The organism is Agrobacterium sp. 719_389 (genome assembly GCF_900188475.1).
GTDB classification, from domain to species: domain Bacteria; phylum Pseudomonadota; class Alphaproteobacteria; order Rhizobiales; family Rhizobiaceae; genus Agrobacterium; species Agrobacterium radiobacter.
Window position 1 is genome coordinate 594518 of record NZ_FYEM01000002.1, and the last position, 25913, is coordinate 620430.

The 25913-nt window shown below is 60.2% G+C and carries 23 protein-coding genes; 9 read left to right on the forward strand and 14 right to left on the reverse strand.

Annotated elements, in window-relative coordinates; genetic code table 11:
• Positions 1-54 precede the first annotated feature (54 nt).
• The 4 genes from CFB10_RS06410 to CFB10_RS06425 are packed head-to-tail and all read left to right on the forward strand — an operon-like array spanning position 55 to position 4909.
• Positions 55-906: an ABC transporter substrate-binding protein gene (locus CFB10_RS06410; protein ID WP_020011817.1), complete on the forward strand. Its 852-nt coding sequence runs from the start codon at positions 55-57 to the stop codon at positions 904-906.
• Positions 903-2030 carry an LLM class flavin-dependent oxidoreductase gene (locus CFB10_RS06415; RefSeq protein ID WP_020011816.1) on the forward strand — a complete coding sequence of 376 codons (1128 nt, stop codon included), beginning with the start codon at positions 903-905 and terminating at the stop codon, positions 2028-2030. Before CFB10_RS06410 ends, CFB10_RS06415 begins: the two co-directional genes overlap by 4 nt.
• Positions 2031-2061: 31 nt before the next feature.
• Positions 2062-3894 (forward strand): TRAP transporter large permease subunit, encoded by a 1833-nt coding sequence (locus CFB10_RS06420; protein ID WP_026363951.1) that lies wholly within the window; start codon positions 2062-2064, stop codon positions 3892-3894.
• Positions 3895-3910: 16 nt separating this feature from the next.
• The gene (locus CFB10_RS06425; protein WP_020011814.1) at positions 3911-4909 is read left to right on the forward strand and encodes a TRAP transporter substrate-binding protein; all 999 of its coding nucleotides are present in this window, start codon (positions 3911-3913) and stop codon (positions 4907-4909) included.
• 67 nt (positions 4910-4976) lie between these two features.
• Here the strand turns inward: CFB10_RS06425 and aztD are convergent, their stop codons facing one another.
• Both aztD and CFB10_RS06435 read right to left on the reverse strand, forming a co-directional pair.
• Positions 4977-6227, reverse strand: a complete 1251-nt coding sequence (aztD, locus tag CFB10_RS06430; RefSeq protein ID WP_026363950.1) for a zinc metallochaperone AztD — start codon at positions 6225-6227, stop codon at positions 4977-4979.
• A 302-nt stretch (positions 6228-6529) separates the two neighbouring features.
• Positions 6530-8041, reverse strand: a complete 1512-nt coding sequence (locus tag CFB10_RS06435) for an aldehyde dehydrogenase (NADP(+)) (RefSeq protein ID WP_020011811.1) — start codon at positions 8039-8041, stop codon at positions 6530-6532.
• A gap of 244 nt (positions 8042-8285) precedes the next feature.
• Between CFB10_RS06435 and CFB10_RS06440 the strand changes: the two genes are divergently transcribed.
• On the forward strand, positions 8286-8639 hold the full coding sequence (locus tag CFB10_RS06440) for a VanZ family protein (RefSeq protein WP_020011810.1): 354 nt from the start codon (positions 8286-8288) through the stop codon (positions 8637-8639).
• A gap of 27 nt (positions 8640-8666) precedes the next feature.
• Here the strand turns inward: CFB10_RS06440 and uxuA are convergent, their stop codons facing one another.
• The 7 genes from uxuA to CFB10_RS06475 all read right to left on the reverse strand — a co-directional run bounded on the left by uxuA (position 8667) and on the right by CFB10_RS06475 (position 15865).
• Positions 8667-9875, reverse strand: coding sequence for a mannonate dehydratase (gene uxuA, locus CFB10_RS06445; protein WP_020011809.1), 1209 nt, complete (start codon positions 9873-9875; stop codon positions 8667-8669).
• Between the two features lie 16 nt (positions 9876-9891).
• Positions 9892-10938 carry an L-idonate 5-dehydrogenase gene (locus tag CFB10_RS06450; RefSeq protein WP_020011808.1) on the reverse strand — a complete coding sequence of 349 codons (1047 nt, stop codon included), beginning with the start codon at positions 10936-10938 and terminating at the stop codon, positions 9892-9894.
• Positions 10939-11007: 69 nt separating this feature from the next.
• On the reverse strand, positions 11008-12414 hold the full coding sequence (locus CFB10_RS06455) for a TRAP transporter large permease (protein WP_020011807.1): 1407 nt from the start codon (positions 12412-12414) through the stop codon (positions 11008-11010).
• Positions 12415-12418: 4 nt separating this feature from the next.
• Complete coding sequence (locus tag CFB10_RS06460; protein ID WP_020011806.1) at positions 12419-12991, reverse strand: TRAP transporter small permease; 573 nt, start codon at positions 12989-12991, stop codon at positions 12419-12421.
• 61 nt (positions 12992-13052) lie between these two features.
• Positions 13053-14027 carry a sialic acid TRAP transporter substrate-binding protein SiaP gene (locus tag CFB10_RS06465; protein ID WP_026363948.1) on the reverse strand — a complete coding sequence of 325 codons (975 nt, stop codon included), beginning with the start codon at positions 14025-14027 and terminating at the stop codon, positions 13053-13055.
• Between the two features lie 63 nt (positions 14028-14090).
• Positions 14091-14807 (reverse strand): FadR/GntR family transcriptional regulator, encoded by a 717-nt coding sequence (locus CFB10_RS06470; RefSeq protein WP_020011804.1) that lies wholly within the window; start codon positions 14805-14807, stop codon positions 14091-14093.
• Positions 14808-15178: 371 nt separating this feature from the next.
• Positions 15179-15865: an HAD family hydrolase gene (locus tag CFB10_RS06475; RefSeq protein WP_020011803.1), complete on the reverse strand. Its 687-nt coding sequence runs from the start codon at positions 15863-15865 to the stop codon at positions 15179-15181.
• A gap of 408 nt (positions 15866-16273) precedes the next feature.
• On the opposite strand from CFB10_RS06475, the gene minC reads away from it, so the two are divergent.
• From minC to minE, 3 genes are read left to right on the forward strand one after another with little or no spacing between them, the layout of a single operon-like run.
• Positions 16274-17002 (forward strand): septum site-determining protein MinC, encoded by a 729-nt coding sequence (gene minC / locus CFB10_RS06480; protein ID WP_020011802.1) that lies wholly within the window; start codon positions 16274-16276, stop codon positions 17000-17002.
• A gap of 35 nt (positions 17003-17037) precedes the next feature.
• On the forward strand, positions 17038-17853 hold the full coding sequence (gene minD, locus CFB10_RS06485) for a septum site-determining protein MinD (protein ID WP_003506498.1): 816 nt from the start codon (positions 17038-17040) through the stop codon (positions 17851-17853).
• Complete coding sequence (gene minE / locus CFB10_RS06490; RefSeq protein ID WP_003506500.1) at positions 17850-18110, forward strand: cell division topological specificity factor MinE; 261 nt, start codon at positions 17850-17852, stop codon at positions 18108-18110. The genes minD and minE overlap by 4 nt, the downstream gene beginning before the upstream one ends.
• Positions 18111-18152: 42 nt before the next feature.
• Here the strand turns inward: minE and CFB10_RS06495 are convergent, their stop codons facing one another.
• The 3 genes from CFB10_RS06495 to CFB10_RS06505 all read right to left on the reverse strand — a co-directional run bounded on the left by CFB10_RS06495 (position 18153) and on the right by CFB10_RS06505 (position 22370).
• On the reverse strand, positions 18153-19055 hold the full coding sequence (locus CFB10_RS06495) for an amino acid ABC transporter substrate-binding protein (protein ID WP_026363947.1): 903 nt from the start codon (positions 19053-19055) through the stop codon (positions 18153-18155).
• A 72-nt stretch (positions 19056-19127) separates the two neighbouring features.
• On the reverse strand, positions 19128-20021 hold the full coding sequence (locus CFB10_RS06500) for an amino acid ABC transporter substrate-binding protein (RefSeq protein ID WP_026363946.1): 894 nt from the start codon (positions 20019-20021) through the stop codon (positions 19128-19130).
• A 30-nt stretch (positions 20022-20051) separates the two neighbouring features.
• The gene (locus CFB10_RS06505) at positions 20052-22370 is read right to left on the reverse strand and encodes an EAL domain-containing protein (RefSeq protein WP_020011799.1); all 2319 of its coding nucleotides are present in this window, start codon (positions 22368-22370) and stop codon (positions 20052-20054) included.
• 345 nt (positions 22371-22715) lie between these two features.
• Between CFB10_RS06505 and CFB10_RS06510 the strand changes: the two genes are divergently transcribed.
• Positions 22716-24074: an amidase gene (locus tag CFB10_RS06510; protein ID WP_020011798.1), complete on the forward strand. Its 1359-nt coding sequence runs from the start codon at positions 22716-22718 to the stop codon at positions 24072-24074.
• Positions 24075-24119: 45 nt separating this feature from the next.
• On the opposite strand, the gene CFB10_RS06515 is transcribed toward CFB10_RS06510, so the two are convergent.
• Together CFB10_RS06515 and CFB10_RS06520 are read right to left on the reverse strand one after the other, a co-directional pair.
• Complete coding sequence (locus CFB10_RS06515; RefSeq protein ID WP_003506506.1) at positions 24120-24761, reverse strand: ThuA domain-containing protein; 642 nt, start codon at positions 24759-24761, stop codon at positions 24120-24122.
• A 17-nt stretch (positions 24762-24778) separates the two neighbouring features.
• Positions 24779-25879 (reverse strand): Gfo/Idh/MocA family protein, encoded by a 1101-nt coding sequence (locus CFB10_RS06520; protein ID WP_020011797.1) that lies wholly within the window; start codon positions 25877-25879, stop codon positions 24779-24781.
• Positions 25880-25913 lie beyond the last annotated feature (34 nt).

The window sequence follows — 25913 nt, forward strand, 5'->3', positions numbered from 1 at the left end:
TTCCTCGAAAACATTCTATAAAAAAGTAGATTGATTGCGAAATGAGGTGTCGACATGAAAATCGGGGTCCATCCCAACAATCTGCATTTGCGGCTCGCCCGGCTCTGGCCCGGCGCCTTTGATAAATTCGATCCGGAGTTCGTGCCCTATCGCGAAGGGCGCGATACCGCAGCGCTTCTGGAAAAAGGCGACATTCATTTCGGCGGCACAGGTTCGACGCCGCCCATCGAGGCGGATGCGCGGGGGCTTTCAGCAGCCTATATCGCGGCGTCTGCGCCGAGACCCGCAAATGGCGCGATCCTCGTGCGGCGGGATAGCCCGATCCGCTCCGCCGCCGATCTCTCGGGAAAGCGCATATCGTTGATCGACGGGTCGTTTCACACCTATCTTCTGGCGCGTAGCCTGGAAGGGGCGGGACTTGGTCTTGCGGATGTGACACGCATCGAAAGCGGCGACAGCGATAGCCTGCGCGACCTCGTGGAAGGCCGCGTCGATGCCTGGGTGACGATGTCGCCACGGCTCGAAAAAGCCCTGACCCATGAAGAGATCAGTCTTCTGGTCCGTTGCGGCTCCACCATTCCCAACCGCTCGCTGTTCTGGACGCTTGCGCGTCACACTGTAGCACTGGAAAGACGCGAGGCGATTGCCGCCGAACTGGACCGTGTCGGCCGGGCCGTCATGGCGGATATAGACAGGGCCGCAGCCCTTCTTGCCGCCGAGCAGGGCAGCGAAGGCGACGCGCTGTCATGGGCAAAGGTGCTGCGTTCGCGCGATCTTTCGGTGGTGCCCGCTGCCGAAAATATCCTTGCCGAGCAGCAGGAGGAGGCCGATACGCTTTACAGGCACGGACATTTCTCTTTACCGGTTCTAACGGGTCAATCAGCCAGCGCGGGAGGCGACAGATGAATGTTTTCTGGTACATGTGCGCGCCCGATGGCGCCTATCCCTGGCAGCCGGAAGGCTCCCGCAAGGTCGATCTCGGTTATTACAAGCAGCTGGCGCTCGCTTACGACCAGCTTGGTTACACCGGCGCATTGTTTGCCACCGGTGCGCATGACGTCTGGGTTCTGGCGGGCGCGCTGCTTTCCTATACCGAGCGGCTGAAGTTTCTGGTCGCCATTCATCCCGGCCTTGTCGCGCCAACGCTGCTCGCCAAGATGGCGGCGACGCTTCAGGAGTTTTCGCGCGGACGTCTGCTGATCAATGTCGTCTCGGGCGATGCCAAGATGCTCGGCGCTTACGGCATGACCATGCCGCATGACGAGCGTTACGATATGGCGGATGAATATCTGCAGATCTGGCACCGCCTTTTTGCCGGTGAAACGGTCGATTTCAAGGGGCGGCATTTCCAGACGGAAGGCGCAAAGCTGGCGCTGCCGGTGGGGCAGGGCATCGAGCCGCCACCGCTATGGTTCGGCGGTTCTTCGGACAAGGCGATCGACGTTGCGGCCAAACATGTCGAGACCTATCTTTCCTGGGGCGAAACGCCAGACCAGATCGGTGCGAAGGTCGATCTCGTCAAGGCGCGGGCGGAGAAACTCGGCCGCGAGCTGGAATACGGTATTCGGCTTTATGTCATCGTCCGCGATACCGATGAAGAGGCATGGGCCGCCGCAGCCGATCTCTACGGGCGTATGGATGAGCGCGCGATTGCCGCCAACCAGCGTTTCGTCGGCAAGACGGATTCCGTCGGCCAGCAGCGCATGACGGCGATGCATGGCGGGCAGAAGCCGGAGAACCTGCGCGATCTCGAAATCGCGCCCAATCTCTGGGCCGGTATCGGTCTTGTCCGGCCGGGACCGGGCACCGCGATCGTCGGTTCGCCAGATACGGTCATCCGTACGCTGGAGGCCTATAAAAAGGCGGGCGTGAATACCTTTATTCTGTCCGGCATGCCATTGCTGGAAGAAGCATTCCGCTTCGGGGAAAAGGTTCTTCCGCGTCTTGATGTATCGCGGGAAGTCTCGTCGGCGAAACAATTCACATGGTCGACCTTGTTCGACCGCGACCTCTCGGCAAAGGCATCGTAAGCATGGCCTTCCGGGAGTGGAGAAAAAAGACATGACGGCAAGTCCGGCAACAACAATTGCACAACGGCGCATCGGCCCCCAACGCATAGCCGAGCGGGTGCTTGCCGTGCTGGACAAGGCGCTCGGTGCTGTCGCCGCCGCAATCCTTGCCACGCTTCTCGTGGTGGTGCTGGTCAATGTCACCCTGCGTTATCTGTTTCACACCGGCTTTATCGGCGCGGAAGACCTCGGCATCTGGCTGCATGTGGCGATGATCGCGGTCGGCGCGCCGCTCAGTCTCAAAAGCGCGCTCGCCATGCGGCTTGATGTTTTCGTGCGGTTTCTGCCTGAGCGTTTTCACGCCGCGACCGAAGTTCTGGCGGATGCATTTTCCTTCGTCGCGGCGCTCATCCTCGCTTTCGGCGGGGTGAAGATCGCGGCGATGCTGGGCGGTACGTCTCCGACGCTCGGCCTGCCTGAATGGGTGCGGTTCGGCTTTCTTGGCGCTGGCGGCGCGCTGATCCTTCTCTATCTCGCGCTTCAGCGTGTCAGTGAAGGCAAGGCGCTTGCCGTTCTCGCGTCTCTAGCCATCGCCATCGTGGCCTATGTCGGCCTGCCGGAAGTTTTCGTCGATACGACACTGCCGCCAAGCCTGTTTCTGGCGCTGACGGCGGCGGTGGGGCTGGTGCTGGCGGCACCGCTTGCCCATGCCTTCCTCGCTGCGGCTTACGTGGCGATCGCCTTCGGCAGCACCTTGCCCGAGCCGGCCATCGTGTCCTCGACCGTGACCGGCATGTCGAAATTCCTGCTGCTCGCCATCCCGTTCTTCCTGCTGGCCGGAAGCCTGCTGACGGAATCGGGCGTCGCCAACCAGCTGGTTCGCTTTGCCGCTGCCATGGTCGGGCACCGGCGGGCGGGACTGGCGCAGACGACGCTGTTGACCAGCGTGCTGTTTTCCGGCGCCTCAGGTTCCTCTGTCGCCAACGCCGCCTTCGGCGCTTCCACCTTCCAGCCGGAGCTCGTCAAGCACGGCTATCCACCGGCGCAGGCGGGTGCGATCATTGCCGCCACCTCGGTGCTCGACAACGTCATCCCGCCCTCCATCGCCTTCCTGATCCTTGCCACAGCCACCAATCTATCGGTCGGCTCGCTGCTGGTGGGCGGCTTCTTTGCCGGCGGGCTGATGGCGATCTGCCTTGCGGTGGCGATCCATTTGAGCGTGCGCAGCGTCGATACCCTGCCGCGCGCCACGGGAGCCGAGCGCTGGCGCTCCGCCATCGCCGCCATACCCGCCTTCGGTCTCGGCGTCATCGTGGTGGTCGGCATCCGCATCGGCATTGTCACCACCACGGAAGCGGCCGCACTTGCAGCGCTCTACACGCTGCTTCTCGGCTTCGGTTACCGGCTGGGCGCGGGCCGCATCTTCGCAACCTTCCGGCAATCGGCCGGCGAGGCGGCGGCCATCGGCCTTCTAATCGGCACGGCAGGGCCTTTCGCCTTCCTGCTTGCGGTCGATAATGTTTCCGGCCTTGTCACTGACTTCGTGACGTTGCTCGGCGGCAGCAAGATCGCGGTGCTTCTGCTCTCTAACCTCATCCTGCTCGCGGTCGGCCTGGTGCTGGATATCGGTGCTGCCATCCTGCTGTTCGGGCCGATCCTGCTGCCCGCTGCCGTGGCGGCCGGCATCGATCCGATCCATTTCGGCGTCATCCTTGTGGTCAATCTGATGATCCACGGTCTGACGCCGCCGCTCGGCATGCTGATCTTCGTGGTCAGCGGCGTCACGCGCATTCCGGCGACGGCGCTTTTCCGGGCTGTTGTTCCCTATCTCGTCTCCCTTCTCGTTTCCCTGGCCATTTTGTGCGTCTGGGCGATTTTCTTCTAAATCCGGGGTTTTATTCATGACTATTATCGATCGCCGCAATCTCCTCAAATTCTCCGCCATTGGCGCGGCGACGCTTGCTGCACCGGCCTTCGTTCGCACCGCAAATGCCAGAACCCGCAGCCTCACCGTTGCGTCTCTTTTTGCCGACGACAAGCCGGAAACGAAGATCTGGGTGAAGATCAGCGAGCTGGTGGAGGCGAAACTGCCCGGCCGTTTCCGCTTCAACATCGTCAAGAGCGGCGCGCTCGGTGGCGAAAAAGAAGTGGCGGAAAACATCCGTCTGGGATCGGTTCAGGCGAGCCTCTCCACGGTTTCCTCGCTTTCCGGCTGGGTTCCGGAACTGCAGATCCTCGACCTGCCTTTCCTGTTCCGCGATGCCGCCCATGTACGCAAGGTGGTGACGGGCGAGACTGGCAACGACTTGAAGACGAAGCTCGGCGCGCAGCAATTCGTCGCCGTGGATTTCATCAGTTACGGCGCGCGTCATCTTCTGACCAAGGAACCGGTGACCAAGCCGGCTGAGCTCGAAGGCAAGAAAATCCGCGTCATCCAGAGCCCGCTGCACACCAAGCTCTGGAGCGCCTTCGGCACCACGCCGGTCGGTATTCCAATTACCGAAACCTATAATGCGCTGGCGACCGGCGTGGCTGACGCCATGGACCTTACCAAATCCGCCTATGCCGGCTTCAAGCTTTACGAGGTCGTGCCTTATATGACCGAGACCGGCCATATCTGGGCCTCGGGCGTCGTCTATTATGGCGCGACCTTCTGGAACCAGCTGGATGATGAGGAAAAGAAGGTTCTTTCGGAAGCCTCCAGCGAAGGCGCGCAATATTTCAACCAGCTGATCGTTGAAGACGAGACGAAGTCCGTAGAGCTTGCGCTCTCCAAGGGCGGCAAGGTGCTGCAGCCGGAAGCGCTGGATGAATGGCGCAAGGGTGCTCAGGGCGTCTGGCAGGATTTCGCCGGCATCGTCGGCGGTATCGACAGGATCGAGGCGATCCAGTCCGCCTGAGGATCAGCATTTCCAAATTGGAGAACCCCGTGCGTCGATCGGCGCACGGGGTTTTTGTTGCGCAAGATCAGTGCGAAGCGCCTGAACCGCCGACGGCAACGATAGAATAAGGCTGGCCTTCCACCGCAAGCGTGCGGGTTTCCTTCAGGCTTTCCGCATCCACCACGCGGATGAGTGAATGGCGCGGATCGGAGATCGCGACCTGCCCATCGGCAACGGCCAGACGCGGGCGCGGATCACGCCAATGGCCGTCCTTGCTGTAGGGCTCGGTGACCTTTGCCTTGCGGGTGATCGCGCCTTCCAGCACATCAAGCACATGCAGGTCACCGTCTTCCGTCAGAATATAGGCGTTGCGCGGATTGGCGGGATCGAGGATGAAATCCACGCGCCGGGTCGGCAGCTCCACCAGACGGAAGGCGTCCTTGCTATCAGGATCGATCAGGACGACCTTGTCCTCACCGTAATTGCCGAGGAAGAACTGCATGGATTTGCCGCCAAGCAGTGTGCCGGTATAGGCTTTCGGGAAATCCTCGGGATAGGTCAGCATTTCAAGCTTCGGACCATCGGTGCCGCCCGGGCGGGCAACGAGAATGCCTTCCTTGCAGCCGAAGGCGACAAGCCGTGCGGATGTCGCCTCGCCATGCAGATCGGTGCATGCCGCCTGTTCGCCAACCTGCTTGCCCTCCCTGTCGAGAACGCGCAGCCCTATGCGTGGCGGCAGCGCATCGGGTTTTGTTTCGACCTCGGTATTCGGCACGGAAACCAGAACGTAACGCCCCATCGTCACCGCCACACCATGATGCGGTGCAGTCGTGTCGACGGTGCGGACCTTGGCCTTGCCGTCAAGCAATGCTCCCTCGTCGATTATCTCAGCCTTGCCGCCACGGTCATAAAAGAGGATCGCATGGTCATCATGCGGCACGACGTGGAAAGGGCGCTTGCCTTCGAAGGTGACGGGCAGAAGCGCGGCATCCTCCACATTCAGATCGCGATGCTCACCGTGATCGGAAAAAACGATGCCGGTCTTGATTACATGCACCATGTCGGCATCCGATTGCGTCGCGAAAACCGTCATGCCGGAGGCGCTGGCGGTCAGCGCCGCATAGCCTTTGAGATCATAGCGCCCAAGTTCCTTGCCGGTTTCGAAATCGATTGCGCGCACCACCGGCTGGCTGTGATCGGCGACGAATAGCCGCCATTCCTTGATGCTGTCACTGCTTTCTTCTGCCAGCGCCATGCCTGGAATGAGCGGCGTGGCAAGTGCAAGGCATGTGGCGAGTGCGCTCATGCCGAAATGGTGATGAAGGGAAAATCTCATGGTGTTCCTTCCAGACGTTGTCATCCTCTTGCGGGTTCGAACCGATAGCGGGTCTTTGAGAATGATTGTAATGTTATTACGTTACGAAAGACGTATTAGCATTATGCACAGGGTCCATGTCAACCGACGTGGACGCCGTGCTGCTGAAAATCTGGAAAGTGTATATCGGTGAAGCGTTGAAGCGTCGGGGCTTCCGTGAAAGGCCGCAAACGCGACGTCATCCTCGGGCTTCACCCGGGGATGACGGAAGCGGAGGTTCCGGCGCTGAAGGCAGGCGCATTGCCGCGCCTGCCTTTCAGTGATTAGCGAATGTCTTCCGGCAGAACGTCCGAAGGAATGTTCTGATAAGAAACCGGGCGCATGAAGCGGCGGATCGACATGGTGCCGACCGAAGTTGCGCCGAAGTTCGTCGACGCCGGGTAGGGGCCGCCGTGAACCATGGCTTCGGAGACTTCAACGCCGGTCGGGAAGCCGTTGGCGAGAACGCGGCCCGCCTTGCGTTCCAGGATCGGCAGCAGCTTGCGGCCGAGTTCGGCGTCGCCGGCATCCAGATGCAGGGTTGCCGTCAGCTGGCCTTCGAAGCTCTTGGCGACTTCGATCATTTCTTCCGTGCTTTCGACCGTGACGATCAGGCCGAGCGGTCCAAAGACTTCTTCTGCGAGTGCATGGTTGGCAACCCAGTCCTTGCCGGCAACACGGTAGAGATAAGGTGTTGCATTGCGCAGGTTGCAGGAGGTGGTCAACACGTCGCGCACGCCGTTGCCGGCAGCGATGCGGTCGCGGCCATCACGATAGGCCGAAGCGATGCCATCGGTCAGCATGACCTGCGGGCCGACTTCGGAAAGAGCAGCACGCGCGGTTTCCGCGACCGTGTCTGCCTGCGAGGCAAGAACGACGGCAATGCCCGGATTGGTGCAGAACTGGCCGGCACCCATGGTGAGCGAACCCGCCCAGCCCTTGGCGATGGCTTCACCGCGAGCGGAAACGGCTTCCGGCAGCAGGAACATCGGGTTGACCGAACCGAGTTCGCCGAAGAAAGGGATCGGCTCGGGGCGCTGGGCGCAGAGGTCGAACAGCGCGCGGCCGCCGGCGAGCGAACCGGTGAAACCGACTGCCTTGATGCGCGGATGCTGGACGAGCGCGGAGCCGACATCGCGGCGGCCGCCCTGGATCAGCGAGAAGACGCCGGGATGCAGATTGTGCTTCTTGACGGCGGCGAGAACGGCTTCGGCAACGATTTCGCCGGTGCCGGGATGGGCGGAGTGGCCCTTGACGACCACCGGGCAGCCGGCCGCCAGAGCCGCTGCGGTATCACCACCGGCGGTGGAGAAAGCGAGCGGGAAGTTGGAGGCGCCGAAGACCGCAACGGGGCCGATCGGGCGCTGCATGAGGCGGATATCCGGGCGCGGCAGCGGCTGGCGATCCGGCAGCGCTTCGTCATGGCGACGGTCGAGATAATCGCCCTTACGGATATGCGAAGCGAAAAGGCGCAGCTGGCCAACGGTGCGGCCGCGTTCGCCCTGCAGGCGTCCTGCGGGCAGGCCGGTTTCGGACGAGCCGATTTCGGTGATGGCGTCGGCGCGGGCTTCGATCTCATCGGCGATGGTGTCGAGGAATGCGGCGCGCTCTTCGCGGGTGGTATAACCGTAGCTCCAGAAGGCTTCTTCGGCTGCTTCTGCGGCCTTGTTCACCAGATCGACGGTGCCGACCGAAAAATCGAAAGCTTCGCCATGTGCAGGCTCGCTGCGGAATTTTGCTTCCGTTGCGACCCATTCTCCTGCAACCAGATGTTTGCCGTGCGGCTTGAAACTCATTGTGCTCTTCCCTGAAAATCTGATCCTGTGTGGAAAATCCACCCGACACCGTGACGCCAGACCGAAAAGCGACAGCGCAAACGCCATCAGCCGCGATCCTCGCCCGGTTGCCTTCTGCCTTAGCCCGTGTGGGGCTTGAGCGAAAGCCGGTTTTTCAACTATCTGACCAAAAAGTGTGATTAATTGGGCGAGGCGTGAAAAAGACCCGCTTCCGTTTACGCACACGGCGCTTTATTGTGACGCCATGATGACAAATAGACTTCCGAAATATGTCGCCTGGTCGGTTCTGCTGCTGATCGTGATCGTTACAATCTGCCCGATCGGATTTCGGCCGCATACGCTGACGACGGTTGGCATAGACCGCGCTGCCGCCTTCGCTTTCTGCTCTGCCGCCTTCGTGCTCGCCTATCCGCGTTATTGGCTGGCGATCATTATAGCGGGCATTGTCGCGGCTTTCGGCATCGAGGCGCTGCAATTTCTGTCTCCGACACGTCATCCGCAGCTGACGGATGTCGCCGTGAAAGCCGCCGGAGCAGTTGCCGGTGGACTTGCAACCTTCTCCTATCTCTTTTTCCGGGCGCGGTTGACCGCAGGCTGATGGGCCGTCCGCGGTCAATTCTCCTGTTCAGCCTTTGCCGTTCGCAAGACCGAAACGGCTGTGCGACAGCGTGCGCTCGATGCCGCGCAGTTCCGCCAGCCCCTTCAGCCGGCCAATGGCGGGATAACCGGGTTGCGCGCCGCGCGTCAGGTCGTCGAGAATTTCCTGGCCGTGGTCAGGGCGCATTGGAATGGTGTGGTCTTCTCGGCCCTCCGACCGGCGGCGCGCCTCTTCGGTGACGAGTGCGGCGATGACGGCGACCATGTCGGTTCCGCCTTCCAGATGTTCGTCTTCGAAGAAGGAGCAGGGCACGGTGTCCGTGTCGCGCGTCACGTTGCGCAGATGCACGAAATGGATGCGGTCGGCAAAACGGCTGGCGATGAAGGGCAGGTCGTTATCCGCCCGCGCGCCGAGAGAGCCGGTGCAGAGCGTCACGCCATTGGCGCGGCTATCGACCTTTGAGAGCATATGGGCATAGTCGGCCTCGGTGGAGAGGATACGCGGCAGGCCGAGCAGCGGCCACGGCGGATCATCGCCATGGGCGCAGATGTTGATACCGACTTCTTCGGCAACGGGCGTCACCTCGGAGAGAAAGTCGATGAGGTTCTGCTTTAGCCTTTCGCGGTTAATGCCGTGATAGGAGCGCAGCTTTTCCAGAAGCTGGGCAAGCGTATAACCATCCGCCGAGCCCGGCAGACCCGCGCCGATATTACGCCCGAGCGCTGCGATTTTTGTATCCGGCATCTCAGTGAAGCGTTTTGCTGCCTCTTCCTCCAGCCAGTCCGGATAATCGGCCGTTGCGTCCGGGCGCTTCAGGATGTGAATGTCGAAGGCGGCGAAATCGGTAAGATCGAAGCGCATCGCCTTCGCGCCGTGTCTGGTTTCCCAGCGCAGGTCGGTGCGGGTCCAGTCCAGCACGGGCATGAAATTGTAGCAGACAGTGCGGATGCCGGAGGCGGAAAGGCGGCGCAGCGTCTCCTGCCAGTTGGATATGTGGGTTTTCCAATCGCCGGTCTGGGTCTTGATATCCTCGGAAACGGGCACGCTTTCCACCACGTCCCAATAAAGACCGCCGGCCTTGATGGCCTCATGCCGCTTGGCGATCTCGTCCACCGGCCAGACATCGCCGGTGGCGATGTGGTGCAGCGCACTGACAATGCCTTCCGCCCCCGCCTGAGCCGCATCCTGAACCGTGACCTTGTCGACCGGGCCGAACCAGCGCCATGTATGTCTCATCTTAAATCCTCAAATATCATTCTGCGGAAAATGTCAGTTGCACCTTGCAGGCGGCGGATCGGTCTCCGGCCTGTTCGAATGCGGCTTTCGCCTCGCCAAGCGGAAAACTGTGGGAAATGATTGGCCGCACATCGATCTTGCGGGTGGAGATGAGCCCCGCGGCGATGGCGAATTCATCGTGGAAGCGTTGCGAGCCGCGCCATAGGATTTCCTTGCCCACCAGCGCATTGAGCGGAATGGTAATATCGCCGGTCACGCCCACTTGCACGATGGTGCCGCGCGGACGCACGCAGGCGAAGGCGCTGCGGAGCGCGGGGCCAGCGGCGGAGCAATCGAAAATAACGTCGAAATAACCCTTATTGTCCTGATAGGGCAAAAGCGCCTCGGCATCCTTCGCGACATTGATCGTGCGGTCCGCACCCATGGCTGGCGCACGTTCCAGCGCCGCATCGGTCAGATCGGTCGCAACGATGATGCTTGCACCCCCATGGCGGGCGGCGGCGATGGTCAAGAGCCCGATCGGCCCGGCCCCCGTCACCAGCACCTTCGCGCCAGCGAGATCGCCGGCCTGGGCTGCGGCATGCAGGCAGACGGCGAGCGGCTCGGTGCAGGCAGCTTCGGCCGGCGAGGTTGCGTCTGAAAATGTTGCACATTGTTTTGCCGGAACTACGAGCCGGTCGCGGAACATGCCCTGTTCGTGCGGCAGGCGCATGGCGCTGCCCATGAAGCGCATCTCAAGGCAGTGGATCGGCTGACCCTTCAGGCAAAAATGGCAATGGCCGCAGGGCTGCGAGGGATTGACGGCGACGAGCTGGCCGATCGCGAGCCCGCTGACGCCTTCCCCCAGCGCCCGCACATGGCCGGACGCCTCATGCCCGCAGATGATCGGTTCACGCACCCGGACCGGGCCAAAGCCGCCATCCTGGTAATAATGGAGATCGGAGCCGCATATGCCGCCCGCCGCCATGGCGAGCAGCACTTCGCCCGGCCCCGGCTCGACGAGGTCCTGCGTTTCGACGCGAATGTCCTTCTGGCCGTATAGACGTGCCACGCGTGTCTGCATGACGATGCCCTCATGTCTGTGTATGGAATGAATGAACCCGCGCGGCGAACCGCGCGGGCAGGGGGTTCGTCAGCGGATCAGGCCCATTTCGGTCGGCAGCCACAGCGTGATGGCCGGGACGAAGGTGATCAGCAGCAATGCGATGAACAACGGCACCAGCCATGGCAGGATGGCCATGGTGGTGCGTTCGACGGAGAGTTTCGCCACGCGCGAGAGCACGAACAGCACCATGCCGAGCGGCGGATGCAGCAGACCGATCATCAGGTTGAGCGTGATGATAAGGCCGAAATGTACCGGATCGATATGGAACTGCAGCACCAGCGGCAGCAGGATCGGCACGAGGATGGTGATGGCCGCAATCGTATCGAGGAAGCAGCCGACGAACAGCATCAAGAGGTTGACCAGCACGAGGAATATCCACTTGCTGTCGGTGATCGTCAGGATCGCCGCAGAGAGAAGCTGCGCCGCCTGGCTGACGGTCAGAAGCCAGGCAAAGACCGAGGCCGCCGCGACGATGAAGAGCACCGAAGCGGTGGTCTCGATCGTATCGAAGGTCGATTTCGCCAGCGTCTTGAAGGTCATCGTGCGGTAACGCACGAGCCCGAGGAACAGCGACCAGAGCACGGCCGCGACGGCTGCTTCCGTCGGTGTGAACCAGCCCATGGTCATGCCGCCGATCAGGATCACCGGTGTCATCAGCGCCATCACGGCGGAGAAGTCGAAATACCAGTCGCAGGCGAGCAGGATGACCAGCACGATCAGGATCGACAGGTTCAGCGACAGGCCAAATGCTGTGAGGATATAGATGCCGAGCGGCACCATCATCACCACGAAGACTTCGATTGATGCACCAAAGATGGTTCTGAGGCTGAAGGGCGTATCGGAGCCCCAGCCCTTGATATAGGCGAAGACCGCAACCGTGATCATCATCAGCAGCGTCATGACGACACCCGGAATGATGCCGGCCATGAACAGCGCGCCGATGGAGACATTCGCCATCATGCCGTAAATGACGAAGGGCAGCGATGGCGGGAAGATCGGCCCGAGCGTCGCGGAAGCGGCGGTGACGCCGACGGCCGCCTCGACCGGATAACCGTGATCCTTCATGGCCTTGATTTCGATGGTGCCGATGCCCGCCGCATCGGCCAGCGCCGTGCCGGACATGCCGGAAAAGATCACCGAGCCGATGATGTTGACCTGTGCCAGACCGCCCTTCATCCAGCCGACGAGCGCGACGGCGAACGAGTAGATACGTCCCGTCACCCCCGCCGTGTTCATGAGATTACCGGCTAGAATGAAGAAGGGAACGGCCAGAAGCGGGAAGCTCTCGACACCTGCAATCAGACGCTGCGCCGCGATGATATCAGGCGCGACATTGTAGAACACGATGTAGAGCAGCGAGGCCGAGGCCATGGAAATGGCGACCGGCAGGCCGATCAGCATCAGCAGAAGAAATGAGCCGATAAGAAGCAGCATCTGATCAGTCCCCCGCGCTCTGGAATTCTTCGGGCCGCTCCAGAACGGAATAGCCACGCCGCATATTATCGATGAAGACCTGCACCGACCGGAAGAACATCAGCACGAAAGCGGCCAGAACCGTGTAGAAGACGATGTTGCGCGGAAGCGCCACGGTCACCATCTCCTCATCTGCGACGATTTCCAGATAGCGCCACATCAGCCAGGATGTGTAAGCGAAGAAGAGGATACGCAGCACATCGACAATGATCGACATGACGCGGGCCACCTGCGGCGGCACATAGTGATAAAGCACATCCACCTGGATGTGACGCGACATGCGAACGCACATGACCGAGCCCAGAAACACAACGCCGATCAGGCAGTTGATGGCGATTTCTTCCGTCCAGGCGTAGCTGTTGTTAAGCACGTAGCGGGTAAAGAACTGAAGGAAGACGCAGCCCGTCATCAGCCAGAAAAGGCCGAGCGTGACCCAGTCTTCGAATGAGTAGACCTTGAGATCAACCTCGGGCGGCGCCTCGTCGAATGTATGGGCGAGTTCCTCAGGCGTGACCTGAGTATGGATTTCCTGCGACATTGAGATATCCCGTCTGGAGAGAAAGGGCGGTGCGGCAAAAGGAGCCGCACCGGATCTTGGCTCACTTGACGGCGCGAATGGCTTCCCAGTCGGCCTTGTCGTAACCGAAGTCCTCGAACTTCACTTTTTCGATGACGTTCTTCTCGAAGTCGGCCTTGTCGACTTCCGCGACGGTCAGGCCGCGTTTCTTGAAGTCTTCGACAAGGCTTTTCTCGCGGCCTTCGATGGTCTTGGTGGTCCGCTCGGCGGCCTGCTGCATGACCTCGGTGAAGATTTTCTTGTCGTCATCGGAAAGCTGCGACCAGAGGTTCTTCGAAATCACCGTGTTGAGGTGGTCGACGATGTGACCGGTCAAGACGATGTTTTTCTGCACTTCGAAGAACTTCTTCGCCTCGATGGTGGTCAGCGGGTTTTCCTGCGCATCCACGGTGCCGTTCTGGAGCGCCAGATAGACTTCCGCAAAGGCAATCGGCGTGGTGTTGGCGCCGCAGGCGCGCGGCATGGCGAGATAGGCCGGAACGTCAGGTACGCGCATTTTAAGCCCGGCCATGTCGGCGCAGGCGGCAATCGGCTTGTTGGATGTGGTGTGGCGCGTGCCGTAATAGCTGACGGCGGCGATGTGGTTGCCGGTCTTGTCTTCGTAACCCTTGGCGAGGCGCTTGAAGATGTCGCTCTTGGTATAGGCGATCAGATGGCTCGGATCGCGGAAGATATAGGGGAAATAGGTGACGCCGATCGGCTTGAAGTCACGCGCGGCGAAGCTCGAACCGGAAATGATGATATCAACGGTGCCGATCTTCAGGCCCTGATTGATATCGGCTTCCTTGCCAAGCTGGGAAGCCGGAAAGACGTCAATCTTGTAGCGGCCATCGGTGCGCTTGGCGATTTCTTCGGCCGCCCAGACCGAATCCGTGTGGAACGGCTCGGAGGTTTCGTAAACATGGGCCCATTTCAGCGTGGTCTGCGCCTGCGCCGCCAGAGCGGAAAGCAGGATGGCGGCGGTTGCGCCCATCAAAGTCGACAATCTGATTTTCATTCTTAACTCCTCCCGAATTAAAGCCAGATGTGCTGTTTTTTCCGTCGCCGGTTGCGGCAACGGTCACTCTTCCCCGATCGCTTCCTCCCCGAAGCTTTCGGAAAATCTCTTCTGCGACAGCGTCAGATGCTGCCGCATCGCCTCACGGGCCCCTTCCGGGTCGTTGGCGGCAATGGCGTCACGGATTACCCGATGCTCCTGCACGGCGAGGTTCCAGGTGTGCGGGCCCTCGAAATAGCTGGCGAGCTTTTCGAAAAAGGGTGACAGGCTGCGCTCGTCATAGATCAGGCCGGTAAAGCGATTGAGCGCCGAATTGCCGATGATGTCGGCAATGGCGGTGTGGAAAGCCCGGTCGAGATTGAGCGCCTGTGGCGAATTGTCGAGCGCACCGGCCATGCGTTCGATGATATCGTCAAGCTTGGCGATGCATTCCGGCTTGGCAAGCCGTGCGGCTTCCTCGGCAATCGCGCTCTCGATGATGCAGCGCGCCTGCAGGATTTCAAACGGACCATGCGCATCCGGCACCGTCGGCTTTTCTTTAGCCTGCCTGCCGGCTGCGCTGACATAGACGCCCGAACCCATGCGGATATGGATGTGGCCCTCCACTTCCAGGACGATGAGGGCTTCACGAACCGTCGGGCGGGAAACGCCGAAGCGTTCCGCAAGGTCCCGTTCCGCCGGCAGGCGCTGACCTTCGGTCAGCTCCCCGCTTTCGACGAGCAAACGAATTTGTTCCGCGACCAGCCGGTAAAGGCGGCGCGGCTCCAGAGCCACAAACATGATGTCCCTCCCAGCGCGAAAGTCTCCCCCGATCGCGCAAGCGGTAAGATGGTCTTACCAATTTTATTAGGACGCATTTATGTGGTGCTGTCAATTGGCCGGTGTGGAAAAGTGCGGGGCGAAAGACTTGCGGCCGATACAGAGGCTTGGCATTTGCCTTACTCCGGGGCTTTTTCCATTTCCGCCATTCCGGCCTTGAACCGGAAGCCAATCAGCCCAAGTCATTGGACCGAGGGTGATGGCAAAGTCCGAAAACGTCTCCTCCGTCATGCTCGGGCTTGTCCCGGGCATCTGCAACCGCTCGGCTTTGCGATACGTGGTTGGATCCTCGGGACAAGCCCGAGGATGACGGCGCATGTGTGGGCTGGCTTTCAGCTCTTGCTACCTGCAAGCTTCAAGCCGCCGTCGTCGCCGATGATGACATCCAGCTCACCATACCCGCCAATGGAAAGATGCGGCGTTTCGATCGGGTGGGAATGGGTCACGTTGATGACAACCACCGCGGCGCCCATGCGTTCTCCGGCCTGAATGCCTGCGGGCGCATCTTCGAAGACGATGCAGCTTTCCGGCGCAACGCCCAGCCTTTCGGCGGCCTTCCTGTAACCTTCGGGATCGGGCTTGCCGTTGACGACATCGTCCGCACAGATCATGACGGGTGGCGGAGTGATGCCGGCCGCGGCGAGCCGGCGTTCAGCCAGTTCACGCACGGCTGACGTGACGATGGCCCACTTGCCTGCCGGTAGAGACGAAAGAAAGTCTGCGGCGCCCGGTATCTGAATGATGCCGTCCACATCATCCATCTCGGCGCGCAATATCATATCCGCCTCCGCATCCACATTAAGGCCGGGAATCGCCTCGCGACGGATCACCTCCGAGGCCCGCATGCCGTGAATGCGCTGCAGGAAAGCATTCGGCTCGATGCCATTTGCAACGGCCCACTCCCGCCAGACCCGCTCGACGACGGCGATCGAATTGACGAGTGTTCCATCCATGTCGAACAGGAAGGCCGCAAACTCTTGCGAAAAAATCTGGTTCTGCGGCGGGACTTTGCTGTGCATCTCATTCTTCCGTTGGAACTGTGGGACAGCCCGTATCTACAGTATCGGAAGACATAACGGAATCGCTTTTCCATCCCGGGAATCGAGGGCCGGCTCAAGGCCGGTCGGAAATCGTGTGCCAGAATCGGACGTGCTGCGATCCCGTCGAGTCGAAGTTCCAGGGCGGAGAAGGAGAGGGAGAGCGTGTCTTCGCTGAGACGTCAGCCTGCTGCAAGGATAAGCTGTCATCATAAACATTCGTAGAGGGTAGAATATCGCAAAATCAAAAGGTAACCGAGGTTTTTGAAAGTTCCGCGCGAAGAGTTTCGCATTGGGGATTTTCTTAACGATTTCCCTTCTTTGGGGCCGGCGTTAACCATTTGTTAACCATATTCGAGGTACCTAATTGTCAACGATTTATTTACTAAGATGACCAAAGTGCTAACAGACCAGCGTTCGATCCGTATCAAAGGCCGCTCCTTCCTCGCAGTCGTCCTGTCCCCCGAAGCTCCGGTCGATCAATGGCTGGAGAGGCTTGATGATCTCGCCGCCCGTTCGGCGGGCTTCTTTCTGTCGCGGCCGGTGGTTCTCGACGTCTCGGAGCTGTCGCTCGACAAGGCGGGACTGAAGGAACTGCTGGCGGCGCTGACGGAGCGCAATGTCGGCATCATGGGCATTGAGGGCGTTCGCCCCTCGATGATCGAGCCGGGCATGCCGCCATCGCTGAAGGGTGGAAAGCCTGCTTCCGATGTCGAGGTTGAACCGGTCGCCATCGCCGCCGACTTGCCGGAGGAAAAGCCGCGTGCTGCCGGTGAGGTCAGGGCCGTTGTGCAGTCGCTGGTCATCAACGAGCCGGTGCGTTCCGGCCAGTCGATCATGTTTCCCGAGGGCGACGTGACCGTCATCGGCTCGGTCGCCTCGGGGGCGGAGATCATCGCCGGCGGTTCGGTGCATATTTACGGCGCCCTGCGCGGTCGGGCCATGGCCGGTTCGCTCGGCAATGTTTCGGCGCGCATCTTTTGCCGCAAGCTCGAAGCGGAGCTTCTGGCCATCGACGGCGTCTATAAGGTTGCCGAAGACATTGACGACAAGCTGCGCGGCCAGCCCGTTCAGCTCTGGCTGGAAAACGATACGATCAAGGCCGCAAAACTCGGCTGATAACAGATAAACACACAGGAACAGGAGAGAGCCATATGGGGAAGGTAGTCGTTGTAACTTCCGGCAAGGGCGGGGTCGGCAAGACCACCTCGACCGCAGCGCTTGGCGCCGCATTGGCGCAGAATAAAGAGAAGGTCGTGGTCGTCGATTTCGATGTCGGCCTGCGTAACCTCGATCTCGTCATGGGTGCTGAACGCCGTGTGGTTTACGATCTCGTCAACGTCATCCAGGGCGATGCCAAGCTAACGCAGGCGCTGATCCGCGACAAACGCCTCGAGACGCTGTTCCTCCTGCCCGCCTCGCAGACGCGCGACAAGGACAATCTGACGCCCGAAGGTGTCGAATGGGTCATCAACGAGCTGAAGAAACATTTCGACTGGGTAATTTGCGACAGCCCGGCCGGTATCGAGCGCGGCGCGACGCTAGCCATGCGTCATGCGGATGTGGCCGTTGTTGTCACCAATCCGGAAGTTTCCTCCGTGCGTGATAGCGACCGCATCATCGGCCTGCTCGATTCCAAGACGCTGAAGGCCGAGCGCGGCGAGCGCATGGAGAAGCACCTGCTTCTGACGCGTTACGATGCTTCCCGCGCCGAGCGCGGCGATATGCTGAAGGTCGATGACGTTCTGGAAATCCTTTCCATTCCGCTGCTCGGCATTATTCCCGAAAGCACGGATGTGCTGCGCGCTTCGAACGTCGGCGCGCCGGTCACGCTGGCGGATGCCCGTTGCGCGCCGGCCATGGCTTATTTCGACGCCGCTCGCCGTCTGTCCGGCGAGGATATTCCGGTGGTCATCCCGGGTGAGAAGCGCGGCATCTTCTCCAAAATCTTCGCAAGGAGGGCTGCATGAGCATCTTCAGTCTTTTCCGCAAACAGAAGTCGGCACCGCTTGCGCGTGAGCGTCTGCAGGTGCTGCTCGCCCACGAAAGGGCATCGTCCGGCTCCGATCTCGTGGCTATCCTCCGTGAAGAAATTCTCGGTGTCATCGCCAAGCATGTGCAGATCGACAGCGACCGGGTGCATGTGAAGATGGATCGCGACGAGCATGTCTCCATTCTGGAGATCGACGTCGAAATCCCGCTCGGCGCGGACCTGCGCGCTGCCTGAAGATGTTTTGCCAAAGACGCCGCCCGCTTCCGGGCGGCTTTTTTATTCCGCCGTCGTGTCGACGGGTTTGCGAAACGCTTCCTCCAGGTCACCTGGCAGCGGGCGTTTCAGGTTTATCCCGTTCGGCGGGATCGGCGCGTTGAACCATTTGTCGTAGATTTTTTCGATTTCGCCGCTGGCATAGATTTCGCCGAGCGCCTCGTTGACGGCGTCCCTGAAGCCTGTATCGCCGTGCCGGAGCATCAGGCCATAGGGCTGGGGCGGAGCGAGATATTCGTTGGAGATGACGTAGTCTTCCGGCTTGCCCGTCTCGGCGACGAAGGATCGCAGGAGAATATCATCCATCACGAAGGCTGAGGCGCGGTTTTCCGTCACCATGTCGAAACTGCCCTCCGTACTGTCATTCTGCAGCACGGCAATGTTCAGCCCCAATTTGCGATTGAGCACGTTCAGCTGGCTGATATTGATGGTTCCCGTCGTCACCACCACCGTTCGTCCGGCAAGATCGGCGACGGTGTTCAGACCGCTCGATTTCAGCGCGACATAACGCGTGCCGGTGATGAAGTGGCTGTAGGAGAACCACACGGCCTTGCGCCTTTCCTCCGTATTCGTGCTTGCCACGCATTCCATATCCATCGTGCCGTCATTGAGAAGCATGATGCGGTTGCTGGGGGTGCGCTTGACGAATTCTATCTTCAGTTCGGGCAGGCCGAGCTTTCTCTTGATGGAATCCGTCACCCTCAGGCAGAGTTCGATGCTATAACCAATCGGTTCCGGCCCGGCGCCAAGATAAGAAAAGGGAATATTGCGATCGGCATAACCGAGCTTGATCGTGCCGGTTCTGGCAATGGTTTCAAGCGTCGGCGGTTGGGCGCCGTCACTGGCCGCCTGGGCGGGCAGAAGACTGAGGAAAAACAAGAAAAGCCATAATGTCGATCTCTGCATCGCGCATCTCCAGCCAAAATAATCCGTCAAAACATCTTCGTGAAAATCGATAGGGGTTGGCGCTTTGCGCTCTCAGTCCTGGTATTCGCTTGGATATTCGTAGGCCTGTTTTAATGACGCGGCCATTGGCAGGTTCAGGTTCATGCCGTTTGGGGGAATGGGCTTGGTGAACCATTTTTCATAGAGGCCGTGAATGGCCGGCCCGGTGAAGATATGTCTGAGGCTTTCATTGATCGCCGCCTTGAAAGCCGGGTCGTTGCGCCGGAAAACCAGACCATAGGGTTCGGGTGCGCTCAGCGTTTCCTCGGAAAGCGCATAGAGGTCCGGGTTTTCCGATGTCGCCGCCAGCGCCGCGAGCAATATGCCATCCATGACAAAGGCGGACGCCTTGCCGGAAACCACGAGTTCGAAGGCCTCCTCATTGGTTTTTGTCGGCATTACCGAGATATTGAGGTTCTTCGTCCGGTTGACGGCGTTGAGCTGCTCGATATTGACGGTGCCGGAGGCGGATGTGACGGACCGTCCGGCGAGATCGGCAAGGCTTTTCAGATTGTCCTGTCTGCGGGAGAGAAACTGCGTCGCGGTCATGAAATTGGGATAGGAGAAATCCACGATCTTGCGGCGTTCGCTATTATTGGTCGTGGCCGCGCATTCAATGTCGATCTGGCCGCTGCGGACAAGGATGAAGCGGGTCGCGGGCGTTGCCTTGACGTATTCGAGCTCGATTCGGTCGAGCTTCAGCTTCCTGCGAATATCTTCGCTGATCGCCCGACAAAGATCGGTCGAGAAACCGGTGACCTCGCCATCGGGCAATTGATAGGAAAAAGGCGGTTCGGCCTCGCGATAGCCGATGCGGATCTTGGCGGTTCTGGCAATCTGCTGAAGCGTGTCGCCTTCGCCGGCGGCCTGCAAGGGGGTGATGGGAGCAAAGCATGTGAGGAAAAGGCAAAATACTGAAAGACGCATTTTATGTCCTCTGGGCCGGCGGCCGGTTTCTCAAATGGCTTTTTGTGGTGGGCAATAGGTTTCCTGTGTCGGCCGACCGATGTCGCCGAATTCATCCTGCGTGATCGGAGTGATGACGGCGCGGTTCTTGAGAATTCGGGCAAGCGGCGCGGGCTCGGCAAAATAATAGCCCTGCGCTTCGTCGCACCCGGAAAGCTTGAGCGCTTCGACCTGCTCACTGTTCTCAACGCCTTCGGCGGTGACCTTCAGGCCGATCTGTTCAGCCATGTCGATGACGGTGTTGACGATGGCCGAACACATGGGATTTGCCGGCAGGCCGGAGACGAACTCCCGGTCGATCTTGATCTTGTCGAAGGCGACGTGGGTAAGTGTGCTGAGCCCGGCATAACCGGTGCCGAAATCATCAAGAGCGAGGCGAACGCCTCTTTCCTTCAGCAGTTTCAGCGCCCGGGCGCTGCTGTCGCGTTCCAGCATGGCCGTTTCAGTCACTTCCAGTTCAAGCCGCTCCGCCGGGAAGCCGGATGTTTCAAGCGCCCGGTCGACGACAGGGACGATGTCATCATTGCAAAGCTGAACGGCGGATAGGTTGACGGCGAGCCTGATATCCTTCGGCCAGGTCATCGCATCCATGCAGGCCTGTGCCAGAACCCATTCGCCCAACGGCCTGATGAAGTTGTTTTCTTCGGCAAGCGTGATGAAGCGGTCCGGGGTGATGAGGCCAAGCTTGCTATGCCGCCAGCGGGCCAGCGCTTCATAAGCGACGATGCGACCGCTCTGCAGATTGACCACGGGCTGGTAATGCAGCTCGAATTCGTGGTTTTCGAGTGCGGATTTCATGTCTATTTCCAGCGCATGCTTGTGCTGCGCCGCCATGTCCATGCCCGCCTCATAGAAAACGAAATAGCCGCAGCCCATGGATTTCGCCCGGTAAAGGCCGAGATCTGCGTGTTGCAGAAGCTGCGTGGCGGATGTGCCGTGGCCCGGCGCGCAGGCAATGCCGATGCTGGTATCGATGCTGATATCGCTGCCTTCCAGGTTGAAATTGCGCGAGACGGCATGCACCACCCGGGCGGCCAGCATCGCCGCATCGCTCTCGCAGTCACCGTTCGTCGATTGGATGATCGCGAATTCGTCGCCACCGAGGCGGCTCACCATGTCGTTTTCGCCGAGCACGGAAGAAATCCGCGAGGCCACCGCCACCAGCAAGGCGTCACCGGCGGCATGTCCGAGTGTGTCATTGACGGCCTTGAAGCGGTCGAGATCGAGCAGCATGACATTGAAGGGCTGGCCGGACGCCGACAGTTGCTCCAGACGGTTTTCCAGCGTCTTCATCAAAAGCACACGGTTTGGAAGTCCGGTCAGAGCGTCGTGATGGGCCATATGCTCCAGCTGCTGCGCCATATCGCGTATCTGCCGCAGGCGTCCACGCTCCAGAACCGCCTCGCGCAACGTCTCGATGGCGGTGGCCATGTCGCCGATCTCGTCCCTCCGCTCCTGAAACGGCGTAGCGACATCTGTTTCCTCACGGGCAATCCGCAGCGTCGCCTGCACCAGCGCCGGAACCGGTTTCAGGAAATGCCGGGCAATCACGGTCACAAGCACGCCGGTGACGGTCAAGACCACGATCAGGGCGGCGAGCGAATTATAGATCAGCTTGCGCTGCGCGCCATAAAGCGCGTCCGAGCCGCCGATGCTGACGGCGACCGCGCCGATCGGTTTCTTCGTTTCCGTGCTGATGATCGGCAAAAGGCCGATATAATGGCTGGATTCGCCGATGGTCGCAAAACCGGTGGAAAAACGCGCGGCAACCGCATCTCTGGAAAAGATGGGATCGGTGGCGAGCGGCTTTTCATCGTCATCGGTGGCGTTGTCGAAGGCCGCCGCGATCTGTCGGAAGCCGGAATCGGCCTCATCATAACGGAAAAGCCAGACGGCATTCTTGGTCTGCGCGCCGATAAGCGCGAGCACGTCGCTGGGGTTGAAGCCGGTGACGAGAATGGAGTCATCATCGCCGATCGGCTTGTCGGTCAATATGCCGTTGACCTGCCCGTCGGTATCGGCGGTGACGCTGACATAGGTATAGATGCTGCGAAGCGTGGCGCTGGCGATCTGCGAATTGACGCGGGCCTGGTTGAGCCATTGCTCGCTGGCGGCGGCGACGAACATGTACCAGCCGACGAGTGCGCCGATGCTGTAGGAAAAGATCACGCCGCCCAGGAATATCAAGGTTATCTTGCTGGCAAGCGACCGCCGCCGCGAAAACCGGCCTGTTTCCGGTTGCGTCGGTGAGCGAAGCGTGTGGCCCGGTTCAACCTGTCTATCTGTCCCGCGATAGGCAGTCTCTTCCATTCGCGATAGTCCCCCGCGATGTCGCGTTATAATTGTTTTATGGAATTTTATAGGGCATGCGTTTCAATGATGTCTGCTAAATAATTCAACAAAGTTTAGAGGCGATTAAGAATTAATCCGTCTTTTTATAGTCGTAGCTTATATAAGAAATGGCGTTCCTGCACCTCAGGTTGAAAAAATCGGAGGTTAGAGATGAAGTGTCAAGGATAGACTCTAAAATCCTGCGATCTTCGTCATGTTTCCTGATCCGGCGTCTGGGGGCATAGATGGCGCGATGATTGACCTTGCCAACGGGTCGATAAACGGCATGTTGTGCGCAACATGCCGTTTTCAGGGAAGATATCCATGGCTCACAGAGGCAAAAATATCGCGCAGCTTTCCGTTCTCATCCAGAGCGGCCATCTCGATCCGCGCGCCTTGGCGGAGGAGACGCTGGATGCGATCGGCAATGAGGCCGATCAGGCCATTTTTGTCGAGTTGACGGCCGCGCGGGCCATGGTGGAGGCGGAAGCCGCGTCAAAACGCATTGGCGAGGGCCGCTCCTGTGGCGTGCTTGATGGCATTCCGGTGGCCTGGAAGGATCTTTTTGATCTGGAAGGCATGGCGACCACGGCCGGATCGAAGGTGCTTGCTGACGATGCGCCTGCGTCTCGCGATGCGGATGTGGTGACGGCGCTGAAGCAGGCGGGCATGATCTGCATCGGCCGCACCAATATGAGCGAGTTCGCGTTTTCCGGTCTCGGCATCAATCCGCATTATGGCACGCCACGCAATCCTGCTTCTGCGGACGGTCACCGTCTGCCGGGCGGCTCGTCGTCCGGCGCGGGCGTCACTGTCGCCGCCGGCCTGGTGCCGGTGGCGATCGGCACCGATACGGGCGGATCGGTGCGTATTCCCGCCGCCTTCAACGGCGTGGTAGGTTACAAGGCAAGCCGCGGCCGTTATTCGATGCGTGGCATTTATCCCTTGGCGAAAAGCCTGGATTCGCTCGGGCCGCTCACGCACACCGTACAGGACGCCGTCTGGGTGGATGCCGCCATGCGCGGCAAGGCGTCTGCCGATCTCTCTCGCGCGCCTCTTTCCGGCCTTTCGCTGGTGGTGCCGGAAACGGTATTTTTCGATGGCATAGAGGATGGCGTCGCAACCGCTTTCGAGCAGGCGGTGGAACGTCTTGTCCATGCCGGGGCTTCGGTGCGGCGGCAGGCATTTCCGATTTTCTCGGAGCTGTTCGATCTGATCAGGGAAAAGGGCGCGCTGGTGACGGCGGAAGCTTTTGCCCTGCACAAGACACGGCTGGAAGGTGCGGATGCCGCGCGCATGGACCCGCGCGTGGTTGCGCGAACGAAGCTTGGTGCAAATATCTCCATGTCTGATTATATCGCCATCACCGAGGCGCGCGAACGCATGACGGCGGCGTTTTCCGGCATGATCGGCATGCAGGAGCTGCTGGTATCGCCGACATTGCCGCATGTCGCGGCCAAGGTCGCGCCGCTTCTTGATAATGATGATGCCTTTTTCGCCATGAATGCGAAAACCCTGCGCAACACCCAGATCGGCAATTTCTTCGATCTTTGCGGTGTTTCTACCCCTTGCGGCACGGGCGAGGCGGGCATGCCGGTCGGCTTGCTGCTTTCCGGTGTGCACGGCACGGACGACCATGTTCTCAGCGTGGCGATGGCGGCGGAAGAGATTATTCGCGGCTGATGAAAAGAAAGGGCGGCCTTGTTTGGCCGCCTCTCAATGCATGCTTCAACGCGCCGCCCAGTTGGCGCCGCGGCGGAACATGGTCTTCATCTGCGGCACGGAAAATTCCTTGGCCTGATGGCCGAGCGCCGAATAGAAGACGCGGCCCTTGCCGTATTTGCGCTTCCACACCACCGGCATCACCACGCCATCGATCCACCAGGCGTGGTCGCCGGTGAATTTCGTCGTGGCCAGCACCTCGTTGGAGGGGTCGACATGCATGTAATATTGCTCCGACGTATAGGGGAAATCGGAAATTCCCTCCATCAGCGGGTCGTCGGGGCGGGTGATGTTGACCGTGTAATCGATGATATTGCCGGGATGGGCGACCCATTGGCCGCCGATCATGAACTGATATTCCACGCATTCGCGGAAACTGTCGCCCGCGCCGCCATGGAAACCGGCAATGCCGACGCCGTTTTCGACGGCGGCTGTGAGGTTCTTGATCTCTTCCTTCTCGATCTTCGACATGGTGACAATAGGCACGACGAGGCTGAGATCGTGCACGGAAGGATCGGCGAAAGCCTCCGTGCTGTGCTCCACATAAACCTTGAAACCGTCTTCCTCCAATATGTCCTTGACGATCGTGGCGCATTCCTGCGGCTCGTGGCCGCTCCAGCCGCCCCATACGATAAGTGCTTCGCGCATTTATTTCCTCCTGCGGATTATTTGCCGAGCTGGCCGTCGACCAGCGATGTTTCGAGCGGGGCAGGGCGCTCCGCTTTGGTGGTGATGGAAACGGTCGTGCCGCTGTCCGACGCCGTCTGGAAGGCTTCCATGACTTCCAGCACATGCAGGGCGAGATCGCCATTGGCGCGGTGCGGACGGTTCTCGCGGATCGCGTAGGCCATATCTGCGACACCGATGGAACGGTAATTGCCGTCAGCATAGGGCGAGGACAGCGACTGCGGCTCGAACTGGCCGCCCTTCTTCAGCAATTGCACCTCACCGCCGAAATGGTTGGGATCGGGCACGATCAGCGTGCCTTCGGTGCCGTAGAGTTCCAGCGGCACATGTTTGTGGCCCGCCACATCGAAACTCATGCCCACCTGCACAATGGCGCCGTTCTCAAAGGCCAGCACGCCGGACACATGGGTGGCGACATGGACGGGGATTTTTTCACCGTTCTTCGGTTCGCTGGTGATGAGGCGCTCATTGCGCGGTGCAACCGCAAAGCCCGCCACCTTGGCGACCGGGCCGAACAGGTTGACGAGGTCGGTAATGTAATAGGGCCCCATGTCCAGCATCGGTCCGCCGCCGACCTCGTAATAGAAGGCCGGGTTGGGGTGCCAGCGCTCATGGCCGGGGCACATGAAGGTCGCCGTTCCGCCAACGGGCTGGCCCAGCACGCCCTCATCGATCAGGCGGCGTGCGGTCTGGTGTCCGCCCCCAAGGAAGGTGTCGGGGGCCGAACCGATGCGCAGGCCCTTGGCCTTTGCCGCATCCGCAAGGCGCTTGCCTTCCGTGAAATTGATGCCGAGCGGTTTTTCCGAATAGGCGTGTTTGCCGGCATCAAGCGCGCGCAGCCCCACTTCCACATGCGCCTTGGGGATCGTCAGGTTGACGATGATTTCCACTGACGGGTCGGAGAGAAGCGCGTCGATGCTTTTTGCCTGGAGGCCGAATTCCTCCGCCCGCGCCTTTGCCGCTTCCTCGTTCATATCCGCCAGTCCGCGAATATCGAGAATGGGAAACGACGCCATGGCCTTGAGATAGGCGCTGGAAATGTTGCCGCAGCCTATGATGCCGATACCGACCTTGTTCATATGATTCCTCCCGTAAATCAGAAATGCCTGGGCC